Below are 20,580 nucleotides of genomic sequence, written 5' to 3'. Positions count from 1 at the left end.
TATCAAGCTTCCGGAGCTTCTGCAGCCGGAGCGTCGAGCGCCGGCTCGACCGGAGCCTCGGCCGAAGCGCCGATGTCGACGCCGAGCGCGCCCTGCTGACGGGCGATGCCGTCGATGGCGGCCTTGGCGATCAGATCGCAATAGAGCTGAATGGCGCGGGCCGCGTCGTCATTGCCGGGGATCGGGAAGTCGATCTTGTCCGGGTCGCAGTTCGAATCGATGATGGCCACGACCGGGATGCCGAGGCGCTTGGCCTCGAGGATGGCGATCGCTTCCTTGTTGGTGTCGATGACGAACATCAGGTCCGGCGTCGAGCCCATGTCCTTGATGCCGCCGAGAGCCTTGTTGAGCTTCTCGCGCTCGCGGTCGAGGTTCAGGCGCTCCTTCTTGGTGAGGCCCTGGGCCTCGCCGGAGAGCGTCTCGTCGAGCTTGCGCAGGCGCTGGATCGAGTTAGAGATCGTCTTCCAGTTGGTGAGCATGCCGCCCAGCCAACGCGAATTGACATAATACTGGGCCGAACGCTGCGCCGCGTCGGCGACGATGTCGGACGCCTGGCGCTTGGTGCCGACGAACAGCACGCGGCCGCCCTTGGCGACGGTGTCGGACACCTGCTTCAGGGCCTGGTGCAGCAGCGGCACCGTCTGCGACAGGTCGATGATGTGGATGTTGTTGCGGGCGCCGTAGATGTAGGGCGCCATCTTCGGGTTCCAGCGGTGGGTCTGGTGGCCGAAGTGAACACCAGCTTCCAAAAGCTGGCGCATGCTGAAATCTGGCAGAGCCATTCTTTAGTTCCTTTCCGGTTGGCCTCCACGGACACAGGCATTTCGGACTTATGTCCTGATGCCACCGGAGGTCTCAGCCGGATTTCTCCCGGGCAGACACCAAAGTCCGTGTGTGGAATGAGCGCGCATATAGAGGGGAAGCGTCACAAACGCAAGCCGGGTGTCACTTCGCGCATCAACGTGCGGCAATCGGCGCACCGGTGCCGATCATCGCGCCGCCAGCGAGCCTGTTCATGAGGCGCATGCGCTTCGGGGTCTTGAACCACCCGGCTGCCCGCCCCGCCATCGCGGCATAGAGGCCCATGGTGATGATATTGACGCTGACCACGACAAGGACCACGAGCAGGCCATCGGCGAAGGTCATAGTGTCAAGGTTGAGGATCAGCGGCATGATGGAGGCGTGGAACAGAATGGCCTTCGGATTGCCGAGCGCGATAGACGCGCCGAGAAAGAAGGACTGCGACAGCCGCGCCTGTGTCTGACGAGAGTCGTCCGGTTTCTGGGCGGCCGCCTGCCACATCCTGATGCCGAGAAAGACCAGGTAAGCGGCGCCGGCGTATTTCAGCAAAAGAAAAATCCACTCGAAGGTCTGGGCCAACGCCACCAACCCGAGCAACGCCAGAGTGACCAGGACGGCGTCGCCCGCGGCGACCCCCATGCCGGCTATGAAAGCGCGCAAGAACCCACGCGACAGACCATTGGTGATGACCGCGAACATCGCCGGTCCAGGCGTGGCGGCAGCCAATGAGATCGCGACGCAATAAGCCAGGAACGCCGTCACCGTCATCGTCTTACCTTCCCATTCGGAACCCGCACGCGGCGGAAGATCGCCACGATGTCCTCGCGGCTGCATTCGATCGCCCCAAGCCTGACCGCGCGATCACGCTCGAAGCCAGTGATATCGTAATGCGGCGCCGATGTCTTGGGTGGCCCCTGATAGGACGAACGCTTAAGGCCCAGCTCGGCTGCAAAGCGATGGAGTTCGTCGGTATTGTCGGCGAGCAGATGGCACCAGCGGTGGCCGGCCCATTTCCAGATCGCCGCATCGACATAGACTGCCATCAGGCCCACCGCATTCGGTGAGCCTCACGCATGGTATTCGGAGGCCAAGCCTGCAAGCCGGGCCGGCTGCCGTCAGCAATTGCTATTTCGACGCCGGGCAAGGCTTGGTCTGATCGAACAGCGACAGGTTCACCAGCTTGCCGGTCATCGAGAATTCGCCATAGTCCATGACGAGGTCGCGGGTGATGCCGTTCTCGTGCAGCTTGAAGCTGATCCGGTATTCCGGCACCTCTTCGCCTTTGTTGTCGGTATCGTCGAAATAGGCGATGTCGACCGGCCAGTATTTGTCGGTCGCGAGCTTGGCCAGCGCCGGCGCCTCCGGGTCGGATTTCTGGACATCGGTCTTCTTGCCGACGATGACGGTGGTGGTCATCACCTTGTTGGCGTCCTCAGAGCCGTCGAACAGATTGGTCTGGTAGAAATTCTCGCCCTTTTCGGCCTTGCCGATCAACTCGACCAGATGCTGGGTCGGGAACTGCGTCGCTGCAAGCTCGAGGCTGTTCTTCTCAGGCTTGTCGATCTCGACTTTGAGGCCCTTCTGCTCCCGGGTCGCGGTGCCTTTCACTTCCTTGTCGAGATTCTGGTCGGTGAAGGATTTCGTCACGAACGAAAACGTTTTGCCTTCGGCATCCTCGAACGTGGTCGTCTGCTGGTCCGTCAGCTTCGTGCCGTCGGCGGTGGCAATCTGAGTGACGAAGCGGAATTTCACCGTATAGCCTTCGCAGGCGGAACCATTGAACTCATAGACCATGCGGCCGGTGATGCCGGTAATGCCTGAGCGATCGGAGGCCTTGTTGAGCGTGAGATCGTAGACGGCGCGATGCGCCTGCAGCGCGGGCACCGCAAGGGCCGGCGCCATCGGGAGCATCGCCGAGAAACAGGCGGCGGCGAGAAAAAGGCGCGTTGCGCGCATGCGTTGCTCCGATCGTCGCGGCCGCGAGGCAGACCGCAGGGAAAGATAGTCCAGCTTAAAAAAAGTCATGGCGGAAGCGAGGCAAAAATAGCAATTTCGGCCCGGCCAACGCGGCGTCTTCCAGCAATAGGGAAAACCAATGAGCGAAACAATCGAAAAGCGGCTAAGCGATCTTGGCGTCACCCTCCCGGCCGCCGCCGCGCCCGCCGCCAACTACGTGCCCTATTGCCGCACCGGCAACACGCTGTTCACCGCCGGCCAGTTGCCGCTGAAGGACGGCAAGCTGCAGGCAAGCGGGCTGCTCGGCCGCGACATCGACACCGCTGCAGGCAAGGAAGGCGCGAAATTCTGCGCCATCAACCTCCTGGCGCAGGCCAAGGCCGCACTGGGCGATCTCGAAAAGATCCGGCGCCTGGTCAAGATCACCGTCTTCGTCGCCTCCGCGCCGGATTTCGTCGAGCAGCATCTTGTCGCCAACGGCGCCTCCGACTTCCTGGTCGCCGCACTCGGCGAGCGCGGCAAGCATGCCCGCTCCGCCGTCGGCACCGCCTCGCTGCCGCTCAACGCCGCGGTCGAGATCGAAGCGATCTTCGAAGTCGAGTGAGGCTCAACATGACCGATCTGTCCTGGCTGATTGCGCAGCCCGTCGCGCATCGCGGCTTCCACGACATGAACAAGACGCGCTGGGAAAACACGCTGTCGGCTTTCGCCGCGGCCGCCGAGCGCGGCTACGCCATCGAATGCGACGTGCATGTCTCGTCCGACGGCGTCCCGGTCATCATCCATGACGGCGAACTGAAACGCCTCACCGGCCAGGATGGCTTCGTGTGGCAACGCACCGCGGCCGAACTGGCGACGCTCAAGGTCGGCGGCACCAAGGACCACGTGCCGACGCTCGAGGAGGCGCTCGACCTGATCGACGGCCGTGTGCCGTTGGTGGTCGAGTTGAAAGGCGTTCCCGGCCATGATGCCGGGCTGGTGGCAAGCGTCGGCCGGCTGCTCAAGCGCTACAACGGCAAGGTGGCGATCATGTCGTTCGACCACTGGCTGATCCGCGACTTCGCCAAGGACGCCCCCGGCATCCCCGGCGGGCTGACCGCCTATGGCAGGGACAACCAGCTGATCGAGGCGCATTTCGCGATGCTCGCGCACGACCTCGCCTTCACCTCCTACGCTGCCGGCGACCTGCCCAACCCCTTCGTCAGCTTCGTGCGCGAAAAGCTGAAGATGCCGGTCATTACCTGGACCGTGCATGACCAGCCGGCGGTCGACCTCACCTTCAAATATGCCGACCAGATGACCTTCGAGGGTTTCGAGCCCGGCCTGGTGAGAGTTGGCTGAGCCGAGTGCCTCAAACGTGACTTGTAGCTGCCCCTGCGAAGCTTAAATAAGCCCCATGGATCAGGGCGACGAAGACGATGGACAGGCAGCGAACGCGGATTATGCGATCCGCATCGCGGCGGGCATCGGCGCCTTCACCTGCGAGGAATGGAACCGCTTTGTCGGAACCACGCGCGGCGACCAAGAAAACGGTTACAACCCGCTGGTTTCATTCGCTTTTTTAAGCGCACTGGAAGATTCCGGCTGCGCCGTCCGGCGCACTGGCTGGCAGGGTCATCACTTGCGGCTGGAAACCGCGCAAGGCAGGCTTCTCGGCGCCGTCCCTTGTTACCTCAAATCGCACAGCCAGGGCGAATATGTCTTCGACCACGGCTGGTCGGACGCCTTCGAGCGCGCCGGCGGCCGCTATTATCCCAAGTTGCAATGCTCGGTGCCGTTTTCACCAGTCACTGGCCCGCGCCTGCTGGTCGGCAAAGGCGAGAATGAAAGTGCGGTGAAGGCAGGACTGGCGGAAGGCCTGAAGCTGGTGACCGACAAGCTCGGCGTCTCGTCCGCGCATGTCACTTTCGCAACCGAGCCGGATGTGGCGACACTGGAAGCGGCGGGCTTCCTGCATCGCACCGACCAGCAGTTCCATTTCTTCAACGAAGGCTTTTCGACCTATGACGACTTCCTCGCCACGCTTGCCTCGCGCAAGCGCAAGGCAATGAAGAAGGAGCGCCGGGAAGCGGTTGCCGACGGCATCTCGATCGACTGGCTGACCGGCAAGGACATCACCGAAAGCGCCTGGGACGATTTCTTCGCCTTCTACATGGATACCGGCGGCAGGAAATGGGGCCGGCCCTATCTCAACCGACAGTTCTTCTCGCTGATCGGCGAGCGCATGGCCGACGACATCCTCCTGGTGATGGCAAAGCGGAACGGCCGCTACATTGCCGGCGCCATCAACTTCATCGGTTCCGACGCGCTCTACGGACGCAACTGGGGCTGCATCGAGGATCACCCCTTCCTGCATTTCGAGGTCTGTTACCATCAGGCGATCGATTTCGCGATCGAGCGCAAGCTGAAGGTGGTGGAGGCAGGCGCGCAGGGCGAGCACAAGCTGGCGCGCGGCTACCGGCCGGTGACCATGCATTCGGCGCACTACTTCTCGCATCCCGGCTTGCGCAACGCCGTCGCCGACTATCTCAGGCGTGAGCGACGCGAGGTCGAGCGCATGGCCGAATATCTCGAAGAGCACACGCCCTTCCGCAAGGATCTTGGGGAATAGCCGGCCTCACCGCGGGCCATGCCGCTGCGATGAAAACATGAAAACAGAGACTTAAAGCGCGTCGCCCGAATCCATTCCTTACGACGCGCTTCAGCGATCTCGCCCGAGCGCCTTGCCGCCCATCGGCGGCTTCGCTACACCGGACGGTGAATGCAATTGGGAGTGTCACCCCATGGCTGAAGCCTATGATCCCGGCAATATCTTTGCAAAAATCCTGCGCGGCGAGATTCCGTCGCACCGCGTCTACGAGGACGATGCGGTCGTCGCCTTCATGGATGTGATGCCGCAAGGCATGGGCCACACGCTGGTGATGCCCAAGGCGCCGTCCCGCAACATGCTCGACGCCGATCCGGCAACGCTCGGTCCGCTGTTCGCGGTCGTCCAGAAGGTGGCCGTGGCAGTGAAAAAGGCATTCGACGCCGACGGCGTCACCCTCATGCAGTTCAACGAATCGGCCTCCGGGCAGACCGTCTACCATCTCCATGTCCACGTCGTGCCGCGCTTCGAAGGCGTGCCGTTGAAGCCGCATTCCGGTCAGATGGAGAAGCCTGAGGTGCTGGCCGAGAACGCCGGCAAGATCCGGGCGGCGCTGGGAAGCTGACACAGCCTTCGACCCGGTGACTGCGCGCTGACCGCTCAAAAGAAAAGAGCCCCATTGCCGGGGGCTCTTTTGCATTTCACGTGAAGGCCGATCAGCCCTTGCGCGGCAGTTGCGGCACAAGGCTGCGTTTGTTGCCGTCCTTGCCCTTCGGCTCCGGCTTCTGCGCCACGGCCTTCTTGGGCGCCGGCTTCTTGGCCACCGCCTTCTTCGGCTTCGGCGAGTCTTCCGGCTCTTCCTTCTTCGGCTGCACGGGCGACTCGTCGGCGAGCGATTCGAGCTTCAGGCCGGACTCGCCGGTTTCCTTCTTCTCGACGGTGACGCGCACCGTGCCGCCCTTCTTGAGCTTGCCAAACAGCACCTCGTCGGCCAGGGGCTTCTTGATGTGCTCCTGGATGACGCGGCCGAGCGGACGCGCGCCCATGCGCTCGTCATAGCCCTTGTCGGCCAGCCAGGCGATCGCGTCCGGCGACAGGTCGAAGGTGACGCCCCGCTCGGAGAGCTGCGCCTCGAGCTGCATGACGAACTTCTGCACCACCTGATGGATGACCGGCACCGGCAGCGAACCGAACGGGATGATCGCGTCCAAGCGGTTGCGGAACTCCGGCGTGAACAGCCGGTTGATCGCCTCGACGTCGTCGCCCTCGCGCTTGGTAGAGCCGAAGCCGATTGCCGCGCGCTGCGCGTCCGAGGCGCCAGCATTGGTGGTCATGATCAGGATCACATTGCGGAAGTCGATCTGCTTGCCGTTGTGGTCGGTCAGCTTGCCGTGGTCCATCACCTGCAACAGGATGTTGAACAGGTCCGGATGCGCCTTCTCGACCTCGTCGAGCAGCAGCACGCAATGCGGGTGCTGGTCGACGCCGTCGGTGAGCAGGCCGCCCTGGTCGAAGCCGACATAGCCGGGAGGCGCGCCGATCAGCCGCGAGACGGTGTGGCGTTCCATGTATTCCGACATGTCGAAGCGGATCAGCTCGACGCCGAGCGAGGCGGCAAGCTGCTTGGCGACTTCCGTCTTGCCGACGCCGGTCGGGCCTGAGAACAGGTAGGAGCCGATCGGCTTCTCCGGTTCGCGCAGGCCGGCGCGCGCCAGCTTGATCGCCGAGGTCAGCGCGGTGATGGCCGTATCCTGGCCGTAGACGACGCGCTTCAGCTCGATATCGAGCCCCTGCAGCACCTTCTCATCATCTGCCGAGACCGTCTTCGGCGGGATGCGCGCCATAGTGGCGATCGTCGCCTCGATCTCCTTGATGCCGATCGTCTTCTTGCGCTTGGCTTCCGGCACCAGCATCTGCGAGGCGCCGGTTTCGTCGATCACGTCAATCGCCTTGTCCGGCAGCTTGCGATCGTTGATGTAGCGCGCCGACAGCTCGACCGAGGCCTTGATCGCTTCGCTCGTGTAGCGGACCTTGTGGAACTCCTCGAAATAGGGCTTCAGGCCCTTCATGATCTCGATGGCGTCCTCGATGGTCGGCTCGTTGACATCGATCTTCTGGAAGCGCCGCACCAGCGCGCGGTCCTTCTCGAAGAACTGGCGGAACTCCTTGTAGGTGGTCGAGCCGATGCAGCGGATGGCGCCGGACGACAGCGCCGGCTTCAGAAGGTTCGATGCATCCATGGCGCCGCCCGAGGTGGCGCCGGCCCCGATCACCGTGTGGATCTCGTCAATGAACAGCACCGCGCCCGGATAGTCCTCGAGTTCCTTGACGACCTGCTTCAGCCGCTCCTCGAAGTCGCCGCGATAGCGGGTGCCGGCCAACAGCGTGCCCATGTCGAGCGCGAAGATGGTGGCGTCCTGCAGCACTTCCGGCACATCGCCTTCGACGATGCGCTTGGCGAGGCCTTCGGCGATCGCCGTCTTGCCGACCCCCGGATCGCCGACATAGAGCGGGTTGTTCTTGGAACGGCGGCACAGCACCTGGATGGTGCGGTTGATCTCGCTGTCGCGGCCGATCAGCGGGTCGATCTTGCCGGCCCGCGCCTTGTTGTTGAGGTTGACGCAGTAGGCCGTCAGCGCGTCCTGCTGCTTCTTCTTGCCACCCTCTTCCTGCGGCTCGGCACCGTTCTGGCCGCCCTGCTCGTCCTCGGCGCCGCGCGGCGTGCGCGATTCCGAAGCGCCTGGGCGCTTGGCAATGCCATGCGAGATGTAATTGACCGCGTCGTAGCGGGTCATCTGCTGTTCCTGCAGGAAATAGGCAGCATGGCTCTCGCGCTCGGCGAAGATGGCGACGAGCACGTTGGCGCCGGACACTTCCTCGCGGCCGGACGACTGCACATGGATCACGGCGCGCTGAATGACGCGCTGGAAACCTGCCGTCGGCTTCGAATCCTCGTCATAACCGGTGACGAGGTTGTCGAGCTCGGTGTCGATATAGGTGAGAACCGTATGCTTGAGCTCGTCGAGATCGACGTTGCAGGCGCGCATGACGGCGGCCGCCTCGGTATCGTCGATCAGGGCGAGCAGCAAATGTTCGAGCGTTGCATACTCATGATGCCGCTCGTTGGCGAATGTCAGCGCCTGATGTAGCGCCTTTTCCAGGCCTTGGGAGAAAGCCGGCATGTTACCTCACTTCTTCTCCATCACGCATTGCAGCGGATGCTGATTCTGTCGGGCGAAATCCATGACCTGGGACACTTTGGTCTCGGCCACCTCGAATGTGTAGATGCCGCACTCGCCCACTCCATGATTGTGAACATGAAGCATGATGCGTGTGGCGGCTTCGCGGTCCTTTTGGAAAAATCGTTCCAGGACGTGAACGACGAACTCCATCGGGGTGTAGTCGTCGTTCAGAATGAGGACCCGGTAGAGACTGGGCTTCTTGGTCTTGGTTTTGGTGCGCGTGATGACAGCGGTGCCGCGACCGGGATCGTTGCGGTCTCCGTCACTTTGCATTCGCACCACGCCTGCCGTGGCAGTCAAACCGATCGTCACGTAGTCCAGCCTTTTCGAATCCTCATGCGAGTTCAACATGTAGGTTCTCGATGGACGATTTTAAGCCCTTCTGTTTAGCTGACAATATGGCTAGGTGGGCAAACCGCAGCGAATTTCTCAATCGTGAATGCGGCAAGGTGCGTCAGGTTGCGATCTCGCATGAAAAAACCCGGCCGCGTTTCCGCGACCGGGTCCTTTTGATTGGCCCGCTGGCCGTGTCCGGTGTGATCGGGCGAAATTACTTCGCCTTGGCGACCACCGATTCGAAGGGCTTGTACGCTTCCTTGGCGAGCTCGGCATAGAGATTGCCGATCTTGCTGGCCTCGGCCACGAAGCTCTCATAGCTCTGCTTGGCGTAATCGGTCTGGATCTCGACGGCCTTCTCGATCGACTTGGCCGCGAACAGCTTCTCGAAGGCGGCGGTGCCGGCTTCGAAGCTCTTCTTGGCGTATTCGCCGGCTTCGGTGGCGATCGCCTGCGCGCCCTTGGTGAGCGAGGCGAAGCTCTTCAGCCCGGTGTCGGCAAATTCCTTGCCGTATTTCGTGAAGTCCTCATAGGTCTGGGTCATTTCATACTTCCCTTTGGTTGAAACGCCCTTTTTGCCCCGGGCGCCCTTGTGCAATGCACCTCAATATATTGTGCGATGCACAAAAGTCAAGAATCCCTTGGTATGCAGGGGGTCCAGCGCCGGCGGCCGGTAAAATTCGATTAAAGAGAAGCTCGATTTGCCGAAAAATGGTGAACGCGGCGGTTACCATAAACGGATTGGTAACGCTGGGCGCGATAGCTTGGCTGGAAGTGAGGCCGGCACTCCCTTTGCCGCCTCCGGGGCAACGAAAATTCAGGGTAAGTAACGGTGCGTCAGGCGTTGTCGGGGCTAGTCTCCAAATCTTTCTCCCTCAAGGCAATCATGATCGCCGCGCTCGCGATGACGGTTGTCGTCGCCGACGTGGCGTCGGCAATGGCAGCGAGGGCCTCGGCCATCGTCGTGGACGCCAAGACCGGCAAGGTGCTCTACTCCGCTGACGCCAATGGCCGGCGCTATCCCGCCTCGCTTACCAAGATGATGACGCTCTACCTCACCTTCGAAGCGCTGGCGAAGGGCAGGATCAGCAAGAACACCCCGGTTCCGTTTTCCGCTCATGCCGCCGCCGAGGCGCCGACCAAGCTCGGAGTGCGCGCCGGCGGCTCGGTTTCGGTCGAGACCGCGATTCTGTCGATCGTGACGAAATCAGCCAATGACTCGGCGACCGCGCTTGGCGAGATGCTTGGCGGCAGCGAAGACAATTTCGCCCGCATGATGACGGCCAAGGCGCGCCAGCTCGGCATGAACGGCACCGTCTTCCGCAACGCCAACGGCTTGCCCGACCCGGGCCAGTTCACCACGGCTCGCGACATGGCGATGCTGGGCATCGCGCTCCGCGAGCATTATCCGCAATATTACGGTTATTTCTCGCAGCGCTCGTTTCTATATGGCCGTCAGCGCATCAACGGCCACAATCGTCTGCTCGGCCGCATCAAGGGCGTCGACGGCATCAAGACCGGCTACACCCGCGCTTCGGGCTACAACCTCGTCTCCTCCGTTGCCGATGGCGACCGCCGCCTCGTCGCGGTGGTGATGGGCGGCGCTTCCGGCCGCAGCCGCGACAACCAGATGGCCGCGCTTATCAACACCTATCTGCCGCGCGCCTCGACGCGCGGCGGCGGCGATCTCATCGCCAAGGGCAACGACAATCCGATCAAGACCTTGGCCAAGGTCTTTTTGCCCAAGCATGACGCGCCGACTCCGGACGCCAAGCCGGCTACGGATGACGCTGTCGTCGCCTCAGCCGACGATGACGCCCAGGATGACAACCAGCAGGTCGCCGAAGAGGCGAAACCGGTGATCCAGATCAAGAAGGTGAAGACGGTTGCCGTGGCCGCGATGGCGCCGCCCGCCAAAACCGAGGAAGCCTCGGCCCAGGTCGTCACCGCTTATGCCGACCCAGCGCCCGCAGCACCAGCGATCGATCCGGTCAAGACATCGTCAGTGCCCTCCGGCTGGGTCGTTCAGGTTGCATCGTCGCCGACGAAAACCGGAGCCCAGGCGCTGCTCGAAAAGACGAGCAAGCAGGCGCCGAGGGTCTTGGCGGACGCATCGGGCTTCACGGTCGCTTTCGACAAGGACGGCGCCACCTACTACCGCGCCCGTTTCGGCGGCTTCGGCTCGAAGGACGCCGCCTGGAAGGCCTGCGACGCCCTGAAGCGCAAGAAAATCTCGTGCTACGCCGTCGAGCAATAGGCGGCTGTTGAAATCTCCGGGAAAGTACCCGCGTCGAAGGAGACTAATCGTGATTGGAGAGCAGGACGTCCTTGGCTTCATTGATCCGCGCCGCCAGGACAGACGTGCCGCCGATATCGGCGTTCAGGCGCTGCATCAGGCGGCGGTGCGCCTTGCGGATATCCGCCGCGGCAGCCCCCGCTTCAAGACCAAGGACCTTGTAGGCCTCCTCCTTAGTCATGGGGCCCGCACCTGGCGCAACACCCAGCCCTTCGCCACCGTGCGGCTGCGCGTCCTTGCGCCAGACGGGAAAACGGCCGTCAAGATACGTCTCTAGGAGCTGGCGGCTCTCCATATCCGGGCTGAGCTCGCCGTGAAGCTGGCGCAGGTCCGTCAGCCCCATTGCGCCCAGCATCTTGCCTTCATAACGCCCGGCCAGGACGAGCCCCTCGAGCTTTCCGCTGTCGTGGTCGAGGTCCATTTCGAGCGCGGCAGTGCGCACCGTCGAATGTTTGGAAGCGGCGGCGCGCGCCGGAGGCCGCCTCGTGCGCATCCAGCCGACCCAGGCCAGCGCCGCGAGCAAAAGCAGTCCGCCGATAAGGCTGCGGCCGAAGACCAGCATGGGCGCCCCGACCAGTCCCAGAAAAGCCGGTCCAAGCGATCTCAGACTATCGGCCATCCTTGCGGGATCAGCGCGCACAAAGAGCATGGCGGCGCCGAAAAGCACCACAAGCACCGCTGCCAAAGCGAGGATCACACCCATCGATTAGCACCGCCATACGGATGACCGAGCATAACAAATAGGATGGGACCAAGGTCCGGCGCTTGCAAGTCCCACATCGGACGAGCCGAAGGGCCAGCGGTGGGTTTGCCGGCCGGCGCGGCGCTACAGCAGGCCGAGTTCGGCAAGTTCGAGCCTGAGCTTCGGCGGCATTTCGGCGAGTGCCGCCCTGCCCTTGCCGAGATCGGCCGGTGCGTCGGCGGGCTTCAGATAACGCCAGCCCTGGAAGGCGCGGCGCGGCTGCCAGTCGGTGCGCACCACCTCAGGATCGAGCACCAGATGACAACGGCCGATGCCCTCGCCGTCGACGAAGGGCCGGATCTCGGTGATCAGTTGCCGGCACTGCACGCTGCCCTTGATCACCCAATAGAGCGAGCCGCCGTCGGTGATCTCATCGCCGCGCGTCGGCACCATGCGGGTGGTGTGCCAGTGCTCGGCCGGCTCGCCCGCACGGCGCCGCTCGTCGAGGCGGAAGGCGATCCACTCTTCGAGGTCCTCGACGCTGTCGCAACCGACGCACAGTTTGATGAGATTGAGTGACATGCCCCAAGATTTAGCCGCAAGGGTTGACGCGTCAACGCCTTGAGCGACTTCTCCACAGGGCCAGCCTGGGGGTCTCGATAAGACCTCAGCACTCCACCACATTGACCGCGAGGCCGCCGAGGCTGGTTTCCTTGTATTTCTCGTTCATGTCGAGGCCGGTTTGGCGCATGGTCTCGATCGCGGCGTCGAGCGGCACGAAATGCGTGCCGTCGCCCTTGATGGCCAAGGAGGCCGCCGTCACTGCCTTCACCGCGCCCAGCGCATTGCGCTCGATGCAGGGCACCTGCACCAGGCCTCCGACAGGATCGCATGTCATGCCGAGATGATGCTCGAGCGCGATCTCGGCGGCGTTCTCCACCTGCTCGGGCGTGCCGCCCATGACGGCGCAAAGCCCGGCGGCGGCCATCGCCGAAGCGGAACCCACCTCGCCCTGGCAACCGACCTCGGCGCCCGAGATCGAGGCGTTGGACTTGATGATGCCGCCGACGGCGGCGGCCGTCAGCAGGAAGTCGCGGATGCTCGGCTGGTCGGCTTCGGGATGGAAATGCAGCCAGTAGCGCAGCACTGCCGGCAGCGTGCCGGCAGCGCCATTGGTCGGCGCCGTAACCACGCGACCGCCCGCGGCGTTCTCCTCGTTGACAGCCATGGCGTAGATCGAAAGCCAATCATTGGCGAGCAACGGATTTGGCCTGTTCTGCTGCCACTGTTCCTGCAATTTGTCGTGCAGCTGCCGCGCGCGGCGGCGCACCTTCAACCCACCCGGCATGATGCCGTCCTGCGACAAGCCGCGATCGATGCAGCCCTTCATCGCACCCCAGATCGCGTCGAGGCCTTCGTCAAGCTCCTCGCGCGACATATGCTTTTCCTCGTTGGCGCGCTTCATCTCGGCGATCGAAAGCCCGCTCTTGGCCGCCATCGCCAGCATTTCGGCGGCGTTCTTGAAGGGGTACGGCACGTTCTTGCCTTCGGTCGTCACCGAGCCCTTTGCCTTCATGCGCTGCAGCTCTTCCTCGGAAACGACGAAGCCGCCGCCGATCGAATAATAGATGCGTTTGAGCAGCAGCCGGTCGGACGCATCATAGGCATAGAAGGCCATGCCGTTGGCGTGGCCGGCCAGCGGCGTCTTGCGGTCGAGCACGAGGTCCTTGGCGGGATCGAAGCGATATGTCAGATGCCCGGGCGGCGAAACTCGCTTCTCCGCGCCGATACGGGCGACGATGGCGTCGGCCTCGTCCGGATCGACCGTCTGCGGTGTCTGGCCTGCCAGGCCCAGGATCACGGCACGGTCCGAGCCGTGGCCGATGCCGGTATAGGCAAGCGAGCCGTGCAGGCTGGCGCCGATGCGGTCAACCTTGACGCCGGCGGGCCGGGGCCAGTCGCCGGCCAGGATCTCGTCGAGGAAGCGGCGCGCGGCCGTCATCGGCCCCATGGTGTGCGAGCTCGATGGGCCGATGCCGATCTTGAACAGGTCGAAAACCGAAAGGAACACTGGGGCGTCGTCTCCTGAGGACCGCTCAAGGCTTACATATAGGAATTCCCCGCGATGTTTCCGCTGTTTTGCATGGCGCGGCGCTGCGGCTGCCGACCTTGTTTGCTCCGCCAGCGACATCGCTTGCCGCCTGTCGAAGTGCCGGCGCCGCTTGTGTTAAAAGCAGTGGATGGGCGACTCACTTCATCTTTCGACGGCCGATCTGGCGGCGCTGGCTTTCTTCCTGGTCGTCTGGGTTGCGCACACGCTCGCCTCGGACGGCAAGCTGGTCCGTCGCATGTCGCTGACCACGGCGATGAATGCCCAGCGCGAGGCCTGGATGCGCAATATGGCCGAGCGCGAGATCCGCATCGTCGACACCGCCATCATGGGCGGCCTGCAGCAAGGCACCGCCTTCTTCGCTTCTTCTTCTCTGATCGCGCTCGGCGGCTGCTTTGCCCTGCTCGGCGCCTCCGACCGCGTACTTGAGGTTCTGGCCGACCTGCCTTTCGGCGCGGCTTCGTCGCGCGAAGCCTTCCAGACCAAGGTGTTCGGCCTGGTGCTTGTCCTGGCCTTCGCCTTCTTCAAATTCGGCTGGGCCTACCGCCTGTTCAACTATTGCTCGATCCTGATCGGCGCGGTGCCGACTCCGCATGGCCCGGCTTCGCGCAACCCGGTCAGCGAAACGGCGGTGTGGCGGGCGACCCGCATGAACGTGCTTGCCGGCAAGCACTTCAACTCCGGACTGCGCGCCGTCTTCTTCTCGATCGGCTATCTCGGCTGGTTCGTCGACCCGGTCGTCTTCGTGATATCGACGCTGGTGCTTCTGGCGGTGCTGGTGCGGCGCCAGTTCTTCTCGGCGGCGCGGCAAGCCGTGCTCGGTCAGCCGCCCGGCCCGGGAAAGAACTGATCGATCTTGCCGGACAGCCTGTAGGCGAAAAGCCCGATCCATTCGCGCACTGCGATGGTGGTCGCCTGCACCGAATCGACCGGATTGTCGCGGTAGAGGCCGACGCCTTCCCTACCCGAGGTGCGATAGTCGACCGGCCACGGAACGGTCGCAAACCCCGCCTTTTCGAACAGCGCCTTGGCGCGCGGCATGTGGAAAGCCGAGGTTACCAGCAGCCAGGTCTCGCCCGGCTTCGGCTCGACCAGTTTTCGCGAGAACACCGCATTCTCGTAAGTGTTGCGGGATCTATCCTCTAGGATCAGGCGATCGGCGGAAACGCCTAAAGCGCCGAGCAGCCGCGGCGCCGTGTCGGCGTCGCCCTCGCCGTCGAGAAAAAGCGAGCCATTGCCGCCCGATACGACAATCTTTGCTTGCGGAAAGCGCTTCGCAAGGATCGCAGTCTCCACCATGCGGTCGCCGCTGCTGTTAAGCTCGTAACCGCCGCGCGCCAGATTGATGGCGCCCTCGAAGCCGCCGCCAAGCACGACGATGCCGTCGACCTTCTCGGGCAATGGCGGCTTGGGGAAGCGTTCTTCGAGAGGCGTCAGCATCATCGCGCCGACCGACGTCCAGGCCGAAAGGACCAGGATCGCGATGCCGAGCACGCTGCCCGTCGCCGCCAGCCGCCGGCGCCCAAACAGCGCTGCCAAAAGGCCGGCGAGCAGCAGGAAGATCGCCAGGTTGATCGGTTGGATGAAGAACCAGAGAATCTTGGAAAGATAGTAGAACATGCATCGCCCCTTGTCAGATGAGGGGCGACGCTACCACCACTTTTCCGGCTGGAACCTGCCCGCCGCCTGCTCGATGACGTTGGCCGTCTGGAACAGCGTTTCCTCGTCGAACGGGCGGCCGATCAGCTGCAGGCCGAGCGGCAGGCCTTTGCCGTCGAGGCCGGCCGGCACCGAAATGCCGGGAAGGCCGGCCATGTTCACCGTCACGGTGAAGATGTCGTTGAGATACATCTTGACCGGATCGGAGGCCATGTCCTCGTCGGCGATGCCGAAGGCGGCCGACGGCGTCGCCGGCGTCAAGATCACATCGACGCCGGCGGCAAAGACGTTCTCGAAGTCGCGCTTGATCAGCGTGCGCACCTTTTGCGCCTGCAGATAGTAGGCGTCGTAATAGCCCGCCGACAGCACATAGGTGCCGATCATGATGCGCCGCTTGACCTCGCGGCCGAAACCGGCGGCGCGCGTCTTCTCATACATGTCGACGATATCCTTGCCGGGCACGCGCAGGCCGTAGCGCACGCCGTCATAGCGGGCGAGGTTCGACGAAGCCTCGGCGGGCGCCACGATATAGTAGGCCGGCAAGGCATATTTGGTGTGCGGTAGCGAGATGTCGACGATTTCCGCGCCGGCGTCCTTCAGCCAGGCAATGCCTTGCTGCCAGAGCGCCTCGATGTCTTCCGGCATGCCGTCGACACGATACTCCTTCGGAATGCCGACCTTCATGCCCTTGATCGGCTTGCCGATCGCCGCCTCATAGTCCGGCACCGGACGGTCGACCGAGGTCGTGTCCTTCGGATCGACGGAGGCCATCGACTTCAGCAGGATCGCGGCGTCGCGCACATCGCGCGCAATCGGGCCGGCCTGGTCGAGCGAGGAAGCGAAGGCAACGATGCCCCAGCGCGAGCAGCGCCCGTAAGTCGGCTTGATGCCGACCGTCCCGGTCAAGGCGGCTGGCTGGCGGATCGAGCCGCCGGTATCGGTTGCGGTGGCGCCGGCGCAAAGGAAGGCGGCCACCGACGAAGCCGACCCGCCCGACGAGCCGCCCGGCACCAGCTGGGCGTTGTCCAAGGTCCGCGCCGTCTTCGTGCCGCCGGCGGACACAAAGCCGCCATCGCCCTGATGCGTCGTCGGCATGACGACCGTATCGACACGCGAGCGTCGCCACGGATTGATCACCGGGCCGTAATAGGAGGTCTCGTTGGACGAGCCCATGGCGAACTCGTCCATGTTGAGCTTGCCGAGCATGACGGCGCCGTCGGCCCACAGATTGGTCGTCACGGTCGACTCGTAGCGCGGCTTGAAGCCGTCCAGCACGTGGCTGCAGGCCTGGGTGTGGATGCCTTCGGTGGCGAACAGGTCCTTGATGCCGAGCGGAATGCCTTCCAGCGCGCCGCCCTCGCCCGTGGCCAACCTGGCATCGGAAGCCTTGGCCATGTCGCGCGCCTTGTCGGCGGTCACAGTCACATAGGCATTGAGCACGGGATTGGCGCGCTCGATCGCCGCGAGATAGGCCTCGGTGATCTCGGCCGCGGTGATCTCCTTGCCGCGCAGCTTGGCGCGGGCCTCGGAAATGGTGAGATGTGTGAGATCGGTCATCAGGCAAGGCTCTTTTCGTAAAACACCGACCACTCGGAATCGGGATAATCCAGCACCGGTCCGCAACGCGAGAATCCGGCGCGCTCATAGACGGTCCAGGCGGCGGGGTGCCGATCGCCGGTTTCGAGAACCAGGCGGGTCAACCCTTCCTGCTGGGCCAGCGCTTCGATCCGCCGGACGATCTCGGCGCCGATCTTGCGGCCGCGATGCGAAGGCCGCGTATACATGCGCTTGACCTCGCCGGTGGCATCGTCATGGCGCTTGAGCGCGCCGCAGCCGACAGCAAGGCCGTTGTCGCGAGCGATGAACACCGTCGTACCCTCGTCGGCCATCTGCTCGACGGTGAGATGATAGCAGTGCTCGGGCGGCGTCAGTTCGATGAGTTCGGCAACTAGCGCGCGCACGTCGTCCTGCAAAGGCGTCTCGACGGCGATCTCGATAGCCACGCTCTACTCCACCACCTTCGGAACGAGGAAGAAGTTCTCGTCCGTCGCCGGCGCGTTGGCGACGATGTCGGCGGCCTTGTTGCCGTCGGTGACGGCATCCTGGCGCTTCTTCATCTCCATCGGCGTGACCGAGGTCATCGGCTCGACGCCCGAAACATCGACCTCGTTCAACTGCTCGACGAAGCCGAGAATGGCGTTCAATTCGCCGGTCATGCGCTCGGCGTCCTCCTCGCTCACCGCTATGCGGGCAAGGTGCGCGACGCGCTTCACGGTCTGAAGATCAACGGACATGTTCTATCGCCTCGGGAAAACCAGTTCGGGCTATAGCGGCGCGGCGCTCAGCGTGCAACACGGATCATGCCGGTTCGATCGCCACGCGGTCGCTCCCCGGGCGCTTACGCGGCAATGCCACGCCCTCGCAGTGATAATGGCTGCCACGGTTTGCCGGCCTGTCTACAGCGTATCTTTTCCTGGCTTGCGAGCAGAGCTCTTCCGACGCAGAGAAACCTAGATCGTGATCGCCTTGCCAATGTCCGGCAGCGCCACCTTTACGCCCGAGCCTTCCATGCCGGCGACGAACTTGTCGGCGGTCTGGTCGATCATCGAGAAGGTGCCGAAATGGCAGGGAACGACCGTATCGAAGCCGAAGAAGCGGCGGCAGGCAAGGGCCGCCACGGCGCCGCACATGGTGAAGCGATCGCCGATCGGCACGATGCCGATCTTCGGTTCGTGCAATTCGTTGATCAGGCCCATGTCGGAAAAGATGTCGGTGTCACCCATGTGGTAGAGCGTCTTGTCTTCGGGGAAGTGCAGGACGAGCCCGCCCGGATTGCCGAGATAGGTGTTCGTGCCGCCTTCGCCGCCGAAGGAGGACGAATGCAGCGCCTGGACGAAGGTCGTGGTGAAAGGGCCGCAATCGACGGTGCCGCCAATATTGCCCGGATTGATCTTGTCGCCGCTGACGCCCTGGCCGACGAGATACATGCAGATCTCGAAATTGGCGACCAGCATGGCGCCGCTTTTCTTCAGCACTTCGACCGCGCCGCTGACATGGTCGTTGTGGCCATGAGTCAGGAGAACATGGGTCACGCCTTCCGCCGGCCCTTCCCAGCCGCCCGTCCACGATGGATTGCCGACCAGATAGGGGTCGATGAGAATGGTGGCGTCCTTGGTCTCAACGCGGAATGCCGAATGCCCGTACCAGGTCAGTTTCATGAACGCTTTCCTCGATTTCTCCGTTGCCGGAAGATAGAACGCTAGTAGCAAATTGAAAGTGGCGCCCTCCTCCTAAACGTCAAAAGGATGTGACGCCTGGATATCAGAGGAAGCCGTTGGGCATTATTTCAATCGAGGAACTGCCGGCGCGGCTTGCCGGCGGCAAGACGCTCGCCGGGCTCGATCTCGGTGACAAGACGATCGGCATGGCGGTCTCCGATCGCGGGCTTTCCTTCGCCCACCCGCGCCCGGTGATCCTGCGCAAGAAATTTTCGCTGGATGCCGCCCAACTGCTCGCACAGCTCGGGAAGGACAATGTCGGCGCCGTCGTGCTCGGCCTGCCGGTCAACATGGACGGCACGGAAGGGCCCCGTGCGCAAAAATCCCGCGCCTTCGTCCGCAACATGGCGCCGCTTTCCGACCTGCCCTTCGTGCTGTGGGACGAGCGGCTGTCGACCGTCGCGGCGGAACGGACACTGATCGAGATGGATTTCTCGCGCAAGAAGCGCGCCGGCAAGATCGATTCGGCGGCCGCCGCCTTTATTCTGCAGGGAGCGTTGGACCGGCTTCAGTCGCTCGGCCGAGCCGATCGGAACTGATATCGCCCTGCCGGCGCTGCCTGATCCATTCGCCGATGTTGTGCCGGCGGCGGAAGGCCCAAAGCCCCATGAGCAGGAAAAAGTCGAAAACGCAGGTCCGCGCCACCATGCCCGGAATGATCGCCGGATCGACGCCGAGCATCTGGCCGTAGAGCTGGAAAGCAAAATCGTGCACCTGTCGGCTCAGCATCGCATAGCCGAAATTCATGTCGTTGGCCGACAGGAAGAACCATCCCCAAAAGATGGCCATCGGAGCAGCCCAGAGCGTGAATATCGTGCGCATCAGCGCCTGCCTCCAGGCTTGTTTTCCGGGCGGCCGGATATGCGGGAAAGAAGCGAGCTGTGCGCGGCTCCCATCGCCATGCGCGAGGCGGCGCGGATATCACCCTCGGGCAAGTGCATTGCTGTAAGGGTGGAGCGGCGTTCAGCCAGCACGGCGATGTAGGAGGCAAGCAGTGCCGTCATCTGGATGGCGACGATCATGAACAGGCCGTCTACGCCTTGAACCACGCCGCCGATGAGGATCAGCGAAAGCAGGAAAGATGCCGAGATGAAGGCCATCCGCGCCACGCTCTCGCCCGCGTCCGGCCTTGCCGCCGCGTTCAGCAGCGTTTCGACGAAGGCCCAGCAGAACAACACCGCGACGATCAACAACGCGATCGAAAGCGGCGCGACCACGGCCGCATTTTCAAACTGCGGAAACCGGTTGCCCCGGACGGAAAGGCCGAGCACGCCGAGAGCCGTCGCTATGCCGCGGCTGCCGTCCATGCAGACATAGGCAAGCAGGGCGAAAACCACCGCCCAATGCAAGGCCAGAACTGAGCTCAACACGTGCCGCATACGTTTCCCGTTGGCGGAGTTCGGGGAGGTCATGGTTAACCCTTCCCTACTCCAGCAAAGTGGAGAGTGGGCTTTGCATCGGCTCGCTGCAACGGAAACCATTTGTTAAGGTTAACAGCTGTCCACAGATCAGCAATCTGCCTTTAATGCATGCATCACAACAATGACTTAAAGCGCGTCGCCCGAATCCGTTTCGGCGCGATGCGCTCTACGGAATGATGCCGAACAAGCGTGAAGCGGTTTTCGGATGACGT

At 63.2% G+C, this 20,580-nt stretch carries 24 protein-coding genes; 7 read left to right on the top strand and 17 right to left on the bottom strand.

The genetic code is table 11. The features are described from left to right. Nucleotides 1–2: 2 nt before the first annotated feature. From rpsB to LB535_RS09870, 4 genes are all read right to left on the bottom strand, one after another. Nucleotides 3–782 (bottom strand): 30S ribosomal protein S2, encoded by a 780-nt coding sequence (gene rpsB / locus LB535_RS09885; protein WP_095765354.1) that lies wholly within the window; start codon nt 780–782, stop codon nt 3–5. A gap of 175 nt (nt 783–957) precedes the next feature. After that, entirely contained in the window at nt 958–1,569 is a 612-nt protein-coding gene (locus tag LB535_RS09880) for a LysE family translocator (RefSeq protein ID WP_224632025.1), read from the bottom strand. Continuing rightward, nucleotides 1,566–1,844 (bottom strand): DUF4031 domain-containing protein, encoded by a 279-nt coding sequence (locus LB535_RS09875; RefSeq protein WP_140841277.1) that lies wholly within the window; start codon nt 1,842–1,844, stop codon nt 1,566–1,568. The genes LB535_RS09880 and LB535_RS09875 overlap by 4 nt, the downstream gene beginning before the upstream one ends. Before the next feature lie 82 nt (nt 1,845–1,926). Continuing rightward, on the bottom strand, nt 1,927–2,757 hold the full coding sequence (locus LB535_RS09870) for a cell envelope integrity EipB family protein (RefSeq protein WP_095765616.1): 831 nt from the start codon (nt 2,755–2,757) through the stop codon (nt 1,927–1,929). 139 nt (nt 2,758–2,896) lie between these two features. Here LB535_RS09870 and LB535_RS09865 point away from each other — a divergent pair, with 139 nt between their 5' ends. The 4 genes from LB535_RS09865 (at nt 2,897) to LB535_RS09850 (ending at nt 5,969) form a co-directional block, all read left to right on the top strand. Further along, the gene (locus LB535_RS09865; RefSeq protein ID WP_140627834.1) at nt 2,897–3,361 is read left to right on the top strand and encodes a RidA family protein; all 465 of its coding nucleotides are present in this window, start codon (nt 2,897–2,899) and stop codon (nt 3,359–3,361) included. A gap of 8 nt (nt 3,362–3,369) precedes the next feature. After that, entirely contained in the window at nt 3,370–4,098 is a 729-nt protein-coding gene (locus LB535_RS09860) for a glycerophosphodiester phosphodiesterase (protein WP_224632024.1), read from the top strand. 55 nt (nt 4,099–4,153) lie between these two features. Next, the gene (locus tag LB535_RS09855; protein ID WP_224632023.1) at nt 4,154–5,368 is read left to right on the top strand and encodes a GNAT family N-acetyltransferase; all 1,215 of its coding nucleotides are present in this window, start codon (nt 4,154–4,156) and stop codon (nt 5,366–5,368) included. A gap of 172 nt (nt 5,369–5,540) precedes the next feature. Then, on the top strand, nt 5,541–5,969 hold the full coding sequence (locus LB535_RS09850) for an HIT family protein (protein ID WP_140627829.1): 429 nt from the start codon (nt 5,541–5,543) through the stop codon (nt 5,967–5,969). A 91-nt stretch (nt 5,970–6,060) separates the two neighbouring features. On the opposite strand, the gene clpA is transcribed toward LB535_RS09850, so the two are convergent. The 3 genes from clpA to LB535_RS09835 all read right to left on the bottom strand — a co-directional run bounded on the left by clpA (nt 6,061) and on the right by LB535_RS09835 (nt 9,466). After that, on the bottom strand, nt 6,061–8,526 hold the full coding sequence (gene clpA / locus LB535_RS09845; protein WP_095765347.1) for an ATP-dependent Clp protease ATP-binding subunit ClpA: 2,466 nt from the start codon (nt 8,524–8,526) through the stop codon (nt 6,061–6,063). A gap of 6 nt (nt 8,527–8,532) precedes the next feature. Next, entirely contained in the window at nt 8,533–8,859 is a 327-nt protein-coding gene (clpS, locus tag LB535_RS09840) for an ATP-dependent Clp protease adapter ClpS (RefSeq protein ID WP_036258315.1), read from the bottom strand. A gap of 277 nt (nt 8,860–9,136) precedes the next feature. Further along, a complete protein-coding gene (locus LB535_RS09835; protein ID WP_224632022.1) occupies nt 9,137–9,466 on the bottom strand; it encodes a phasin family protein in 330 nt (109 codons plus the stop codon). A gap of 288 nt (nt 9,467–9,754) precedes the next feature. Between LB535_RS09835 and LB535_RS09830 the strand changes: the two genes are divergently transcribed. Beyond that, nucleotides 9,755–11,179 carry an SPOR domain-containing protein gene (locus tag LB535_RS09830; RefSeq protein WP_224632021.1) on the top strand — a complete coding sequence of 475 codons (1,425 nt, stop codon included), beginning with the start codon at nt 9,755–9,757 and terminating at the stop codon, nt 11,177–11,179. A 43-nt stretch (nt 11,180–11,222) separates the two neighbouring features. Here the strand turns inward: LB535_RS09830 and LB535_RS09825 are convergent, their stop codons facing one another. The 3 genes from LB535_RS09825 to LB535_RS09815 form a co-directional block, all read right to left on the bottom strand. Beyond that, complete coding sequence (locus tag LB535_RS09825) at nt 11,223–11,921, bottom strand: molecular chaperone DnaJ (protein WP_224632020.1); 699 nt, start codon at nt 11,919–11,921, stop codon at nt 11,223–11,225. A gap of 123 nt (nt 11,922–12,044) precedes the next feature. After that, nucleotides 12,045–12,482 (bottom strand): DUF1489 family protein, encoded by a 438-nt coding sequence (locus LB535_RS09820; RefSeq protein WP_095765343.1) that lies wholly within the window; start codon nt 12,480–12,482, stop codon nt 12,045–12,047. An 85-nt stretch (nt 12,483–12,567) separates the two neighbouring features. Beyond that, nucleotides 12,568–13,971, bottom strand: coding sequence for an L-serine ammonia-lyase (locus LB535_RS09815; protein ID WP_224632019.1), 1,404 nt, complete (start codon nt 13,969–13,971; stop codon nt 12,568–12,570). A 169-nt stretch (nt 13,972–14,140) separates the two neighbouring features. Between LB535_RS09815 and LB535_RS09810 the strand changes: the two genes are divergently transcribed. Beyond that, a complete protein-coding gene (locus LB535_RS09810; protein WP_095765341.1) occupies nt 14,141–14,860 on the top strand; it encodes a DUF599 domain-containing protein in 720 nt (239 codons plus the stop codon). On the opposite strand, the gene LB535_RS09805 is transcribed toward LB535_RS09810, so the two are convergent. The 5 genes from LB535_RS09805 to LB535_RS09785 all read right to left on the bottom strand — a co-directional run bounded on the left by LB535_RS09805 (nt 14,833) and on the right by LB535_RS09785 (nt 18,887). After that, the gene (locus LB535_RS09805) at nt 14,833–15,630 is read right to left on the bottom strand and encodes a YdcF family protein (protein ID WP_224632018.1); all 798 of its coding nucleotides are present in this window, start codon (nt 15,628–15,630) and stop codon (nt 14,833–14,835) included. The two genes, LB535_RS09810 and LB535_RS09805, sit on opposite strands and share 28 nt — an antisense overlap. 30 nt (nt 15,631–15,660) lie before the next feature. Next, the gene (locus LB535_RS09800; protein ID WP_224632017.1) at nt 15,661–17,226 is read right to left on the bottom strand and encodes an amidase; all 1,566 of its coding nucleotides are present in this window, start codon (nt 17,224–17,226) and stop codon (nt 15,661–15,663) included. Next, nucleotides 17,226–17,672 carry a GNAT family N-acetyltransferase gene (locus tag LB535_RS09795; protein WP_224632016.1) on the bottom strand — a complete coding sequence of 149 codons (447 nt, stop codon included), beginning with the start codon at nt 17,670–17,672 and terminating at the stop codon, nt 17,226–17,228. The genes LB535_RS09800 and LB535_RS09795 overlap by 1 nt, the downstream gene beginning before the upstream one ends. A gap of 3 nt (nt 17,673–17,675) precedes the next feature. Then, the gene (gene gatC, locus LB535_RS09790; RefSeq protein WP_095765337.1) at nt 17,676–17,963 is read right to left on the bottom strand and encodes an Asp-tRNA(Asn)/Glu-tRNA(Gln) amidotransferase subunit GatC; all 288 of its coding nucleotides are present in this window, start codon (nt 17,961–17,963) and stop codon (nt 17,676–17,678) included. A 216-nt stretch (nt 17,964–18,179) separates the two neighbouring features. Next, nucleotides 18,180–18,887 (bottom strand): metal-dependent hydrolase, encoded by a 708-nt coding sequence (locus LB535_RS09785; protein ID WP_224632015.1) that lies wholly within the window; start codon nt 18,885–18,887, stop codon nt 18,180–18,182. 116 nt (nt 18,888–19,003) lie between these two features. On the opposite strand from LB535_RS09785, the gene ruvX reads away from it, so the two are divergent. Further along, nucleotides 19,004–19,486 (top strand): Holliday junction resolvase RuvX, encoded by a 483-nt coding sequence (ruvX, locus tag LB535_RS09780; protein ID WP_224632014.1) that lies wholly within the window; start codon nt 19,004–19,006, stop codon nt 19,484–19,486. On the opposite strand, the gene LB535_RS09775 is transcribed toward ruvX, so the two are convergent. Both LB535_RS09775 and LB535_RS09770 read right to left on the bottom strand, forming a co-directional pair. Then, nucleotides 19,428–19,769: a DUF6105 family protein gene (locus tag LB535_RS09775; RefSeq protein ID WP_224632013.1), complete on the bottom strand. Its 342-nt coding sequence runs from the start codon at nt 19,767–19,769 to the stop codon at nt 19,428–19,430. The two genes, ruvX and LB535_RS09775, sit on opposite strands and share 59 nt — an antisense overlap. Then, a complete protein-coding gene (locus tag LB535_RS09770) occupies nt 19,769–20,317 on the bottom strand; it encodes a hypothetical protein (RefSeq protein ID WP_318012280.1) in 549 nt (182 codons plus the stop codon). The genes LB535_RS09775 and LB535_RS09770 overlap by 1 nt, the downstream gene beginning before the upstream one ends. Nucleotides 20,318–20,580: the final 263 nt, after the last annotated feature.

It is taken from the genome of Mesorhizobium sp. CA10 (assembly GCF_020165285.1).
Lineage (GTDB): Bacteria > Pseudomonadota > Alphaproteobacteria > Rhizobiales > Rhizobiaceae > Mesorhizobium.
This window is presented reverse-complemented; position numbering and strand designations above follow the sequence as displayed.

What these genes read in the sequence shown, in the direction of transcription:
- rpsB (WP_095765354.1), bottom strand. Translation starts at nt 782, where the DNA reads ATGGCTCTGCCAGATTTCAGCATGCGCCAGCTTTTGGAAGCTGGTGTT.
- LB535_RS09880 (WP_224632025.1), bottom strand. Translation starts at nt 1,569, where the DNA reads ATGACGGTGACGGCGTTCCTGGCTTATTGCGTCGCGATCTCATTGGCT.
- LB535_RS09875 (WP_140841277.1), bottom strand. Translation starts at nt 1,844, where the DNA reads ATGGCAGTCTATGTCGATGCGGCGATCTGGAAATGGGCCGGCCACCGC.
- LB535_RS09870 (WP_095765616.1), bottom strand. Translation starts at nt 2,757, where the DNA reads ATGCGCGCAACGCGCCTTTTTCTCGCCGCCGCCTGTTTCTCGGCGATG.
- LB535_RS09865 (WP_140627834.1), top strand. Translation starts at nt 2,897, where the DNA reads ATGAGCGAAACAATCGAAAAGCGGCTAAGCGATCTTGGCGTCACCCTC.
- LB535_RS09860 (WP_224632024.1), top strand. Translation starts at nt 3,370, where the DNA reads ATGACCGATCTGTCCTGGCTGATTGCGCAGCCCGTCGCGCATCGCGGC.
- LB535_RS09855 (WP_224632023.1), top strand. Translation starts at nt 4,154, where the DNA reads ATGGATCAGGGCGACGAAGACGATGGACAGGCAGCGAACGCGGATTAT.
- LB535_RS09850 (WP_140627829.1), top strand. Translation starts at nt 5,541, where the DNA reads ATGGCTGAAGCCTATGATCCCGGCAATATCTTTGCAAAAATCCTGCGC.
- clpA (WP_095765347.1), bottom strand. Translation starts at nt 8,526, where the DNA reads ATGCCGGCTTTCTCCCAAGGCCTGGAAAAGGCGCTACATCAGGCGCTG.
- clpS (WP_036258315.1), bottom strand. Translation starts at nt 8,859, where the DNA reads ATGCAAAGTGACGGAGACCGCAACGATCCCGGTCGCGGCACCGCTGTC.
- LB535_RS09835 (WP_224632022.1), bottom strand. Translation starts at nt 9,466, where the DNA reads ATGACCCAGACCTATGAGGACTTCACGAAATACGGCAAGGAATTTGCC.
- LB535_RS09825 (WP_224632020.1), bottom strand. Translation starts at nt 11,921, where the DNA reads ATGGGTGTGATCCTCGCTTTGGCAGCGGTGCTTGTGGTGCTTTTCGGC.
- LB535_RS09820 (WP_095765343.1), bottom strand. Translation starts at nt 12,482, where the DNA reads ATGTCACTCAATCTCATCAAACTGTGCGTCGGTTGCGACAGCGTCGAG.
- LB535_RS09810 (WP_095765341.1), top strand. Translation starts at nt 14,141, where the DNA reads ATGGGCGACTCACTTCATCTTTCGACGGCCGATCTGGCGGCGCTGGCT.
- LB535_RS09805 (WP_224632018.1), bottom strand. Translation starts at nt 15,630, where the DNA reads ATGTTCTACTATCTTTCCAAGATTCTCTGGTTCTTCATCCAACCGATC.
- LB535_RS09800 (WP_224632017.1), bottom strand. Translation starts at nt 17,226, where the DNA reads ATGACCGATCTCACACATCTCACCATTTCCGAGGCCCGCGCCAAGCTG.
- gatC (WP_095765337.1), bottom strand. Translation starts at nt 17,963, where the DNA reads ATGTCCGTTGATCTTCAGACCGTGAAGCGCGTCGCGCACCTTGCCCGC.
- LB535_RS09785 (WP_224632015.1), bottom strand. Translation starts at nt 18,887, where the DNA reads ATGAAACTGACCTGGTACGGGCATTCGGCATTCCGCGTTGAGACCAAG.
- LB535_RS09775 (WP_224632013.1), bottom strand. Translation starts at nt 19,769, where the DNA reads ATGCGCACGATATTCACGCTCTGGGCTGCTCCGATGGCCATCTTTTGG.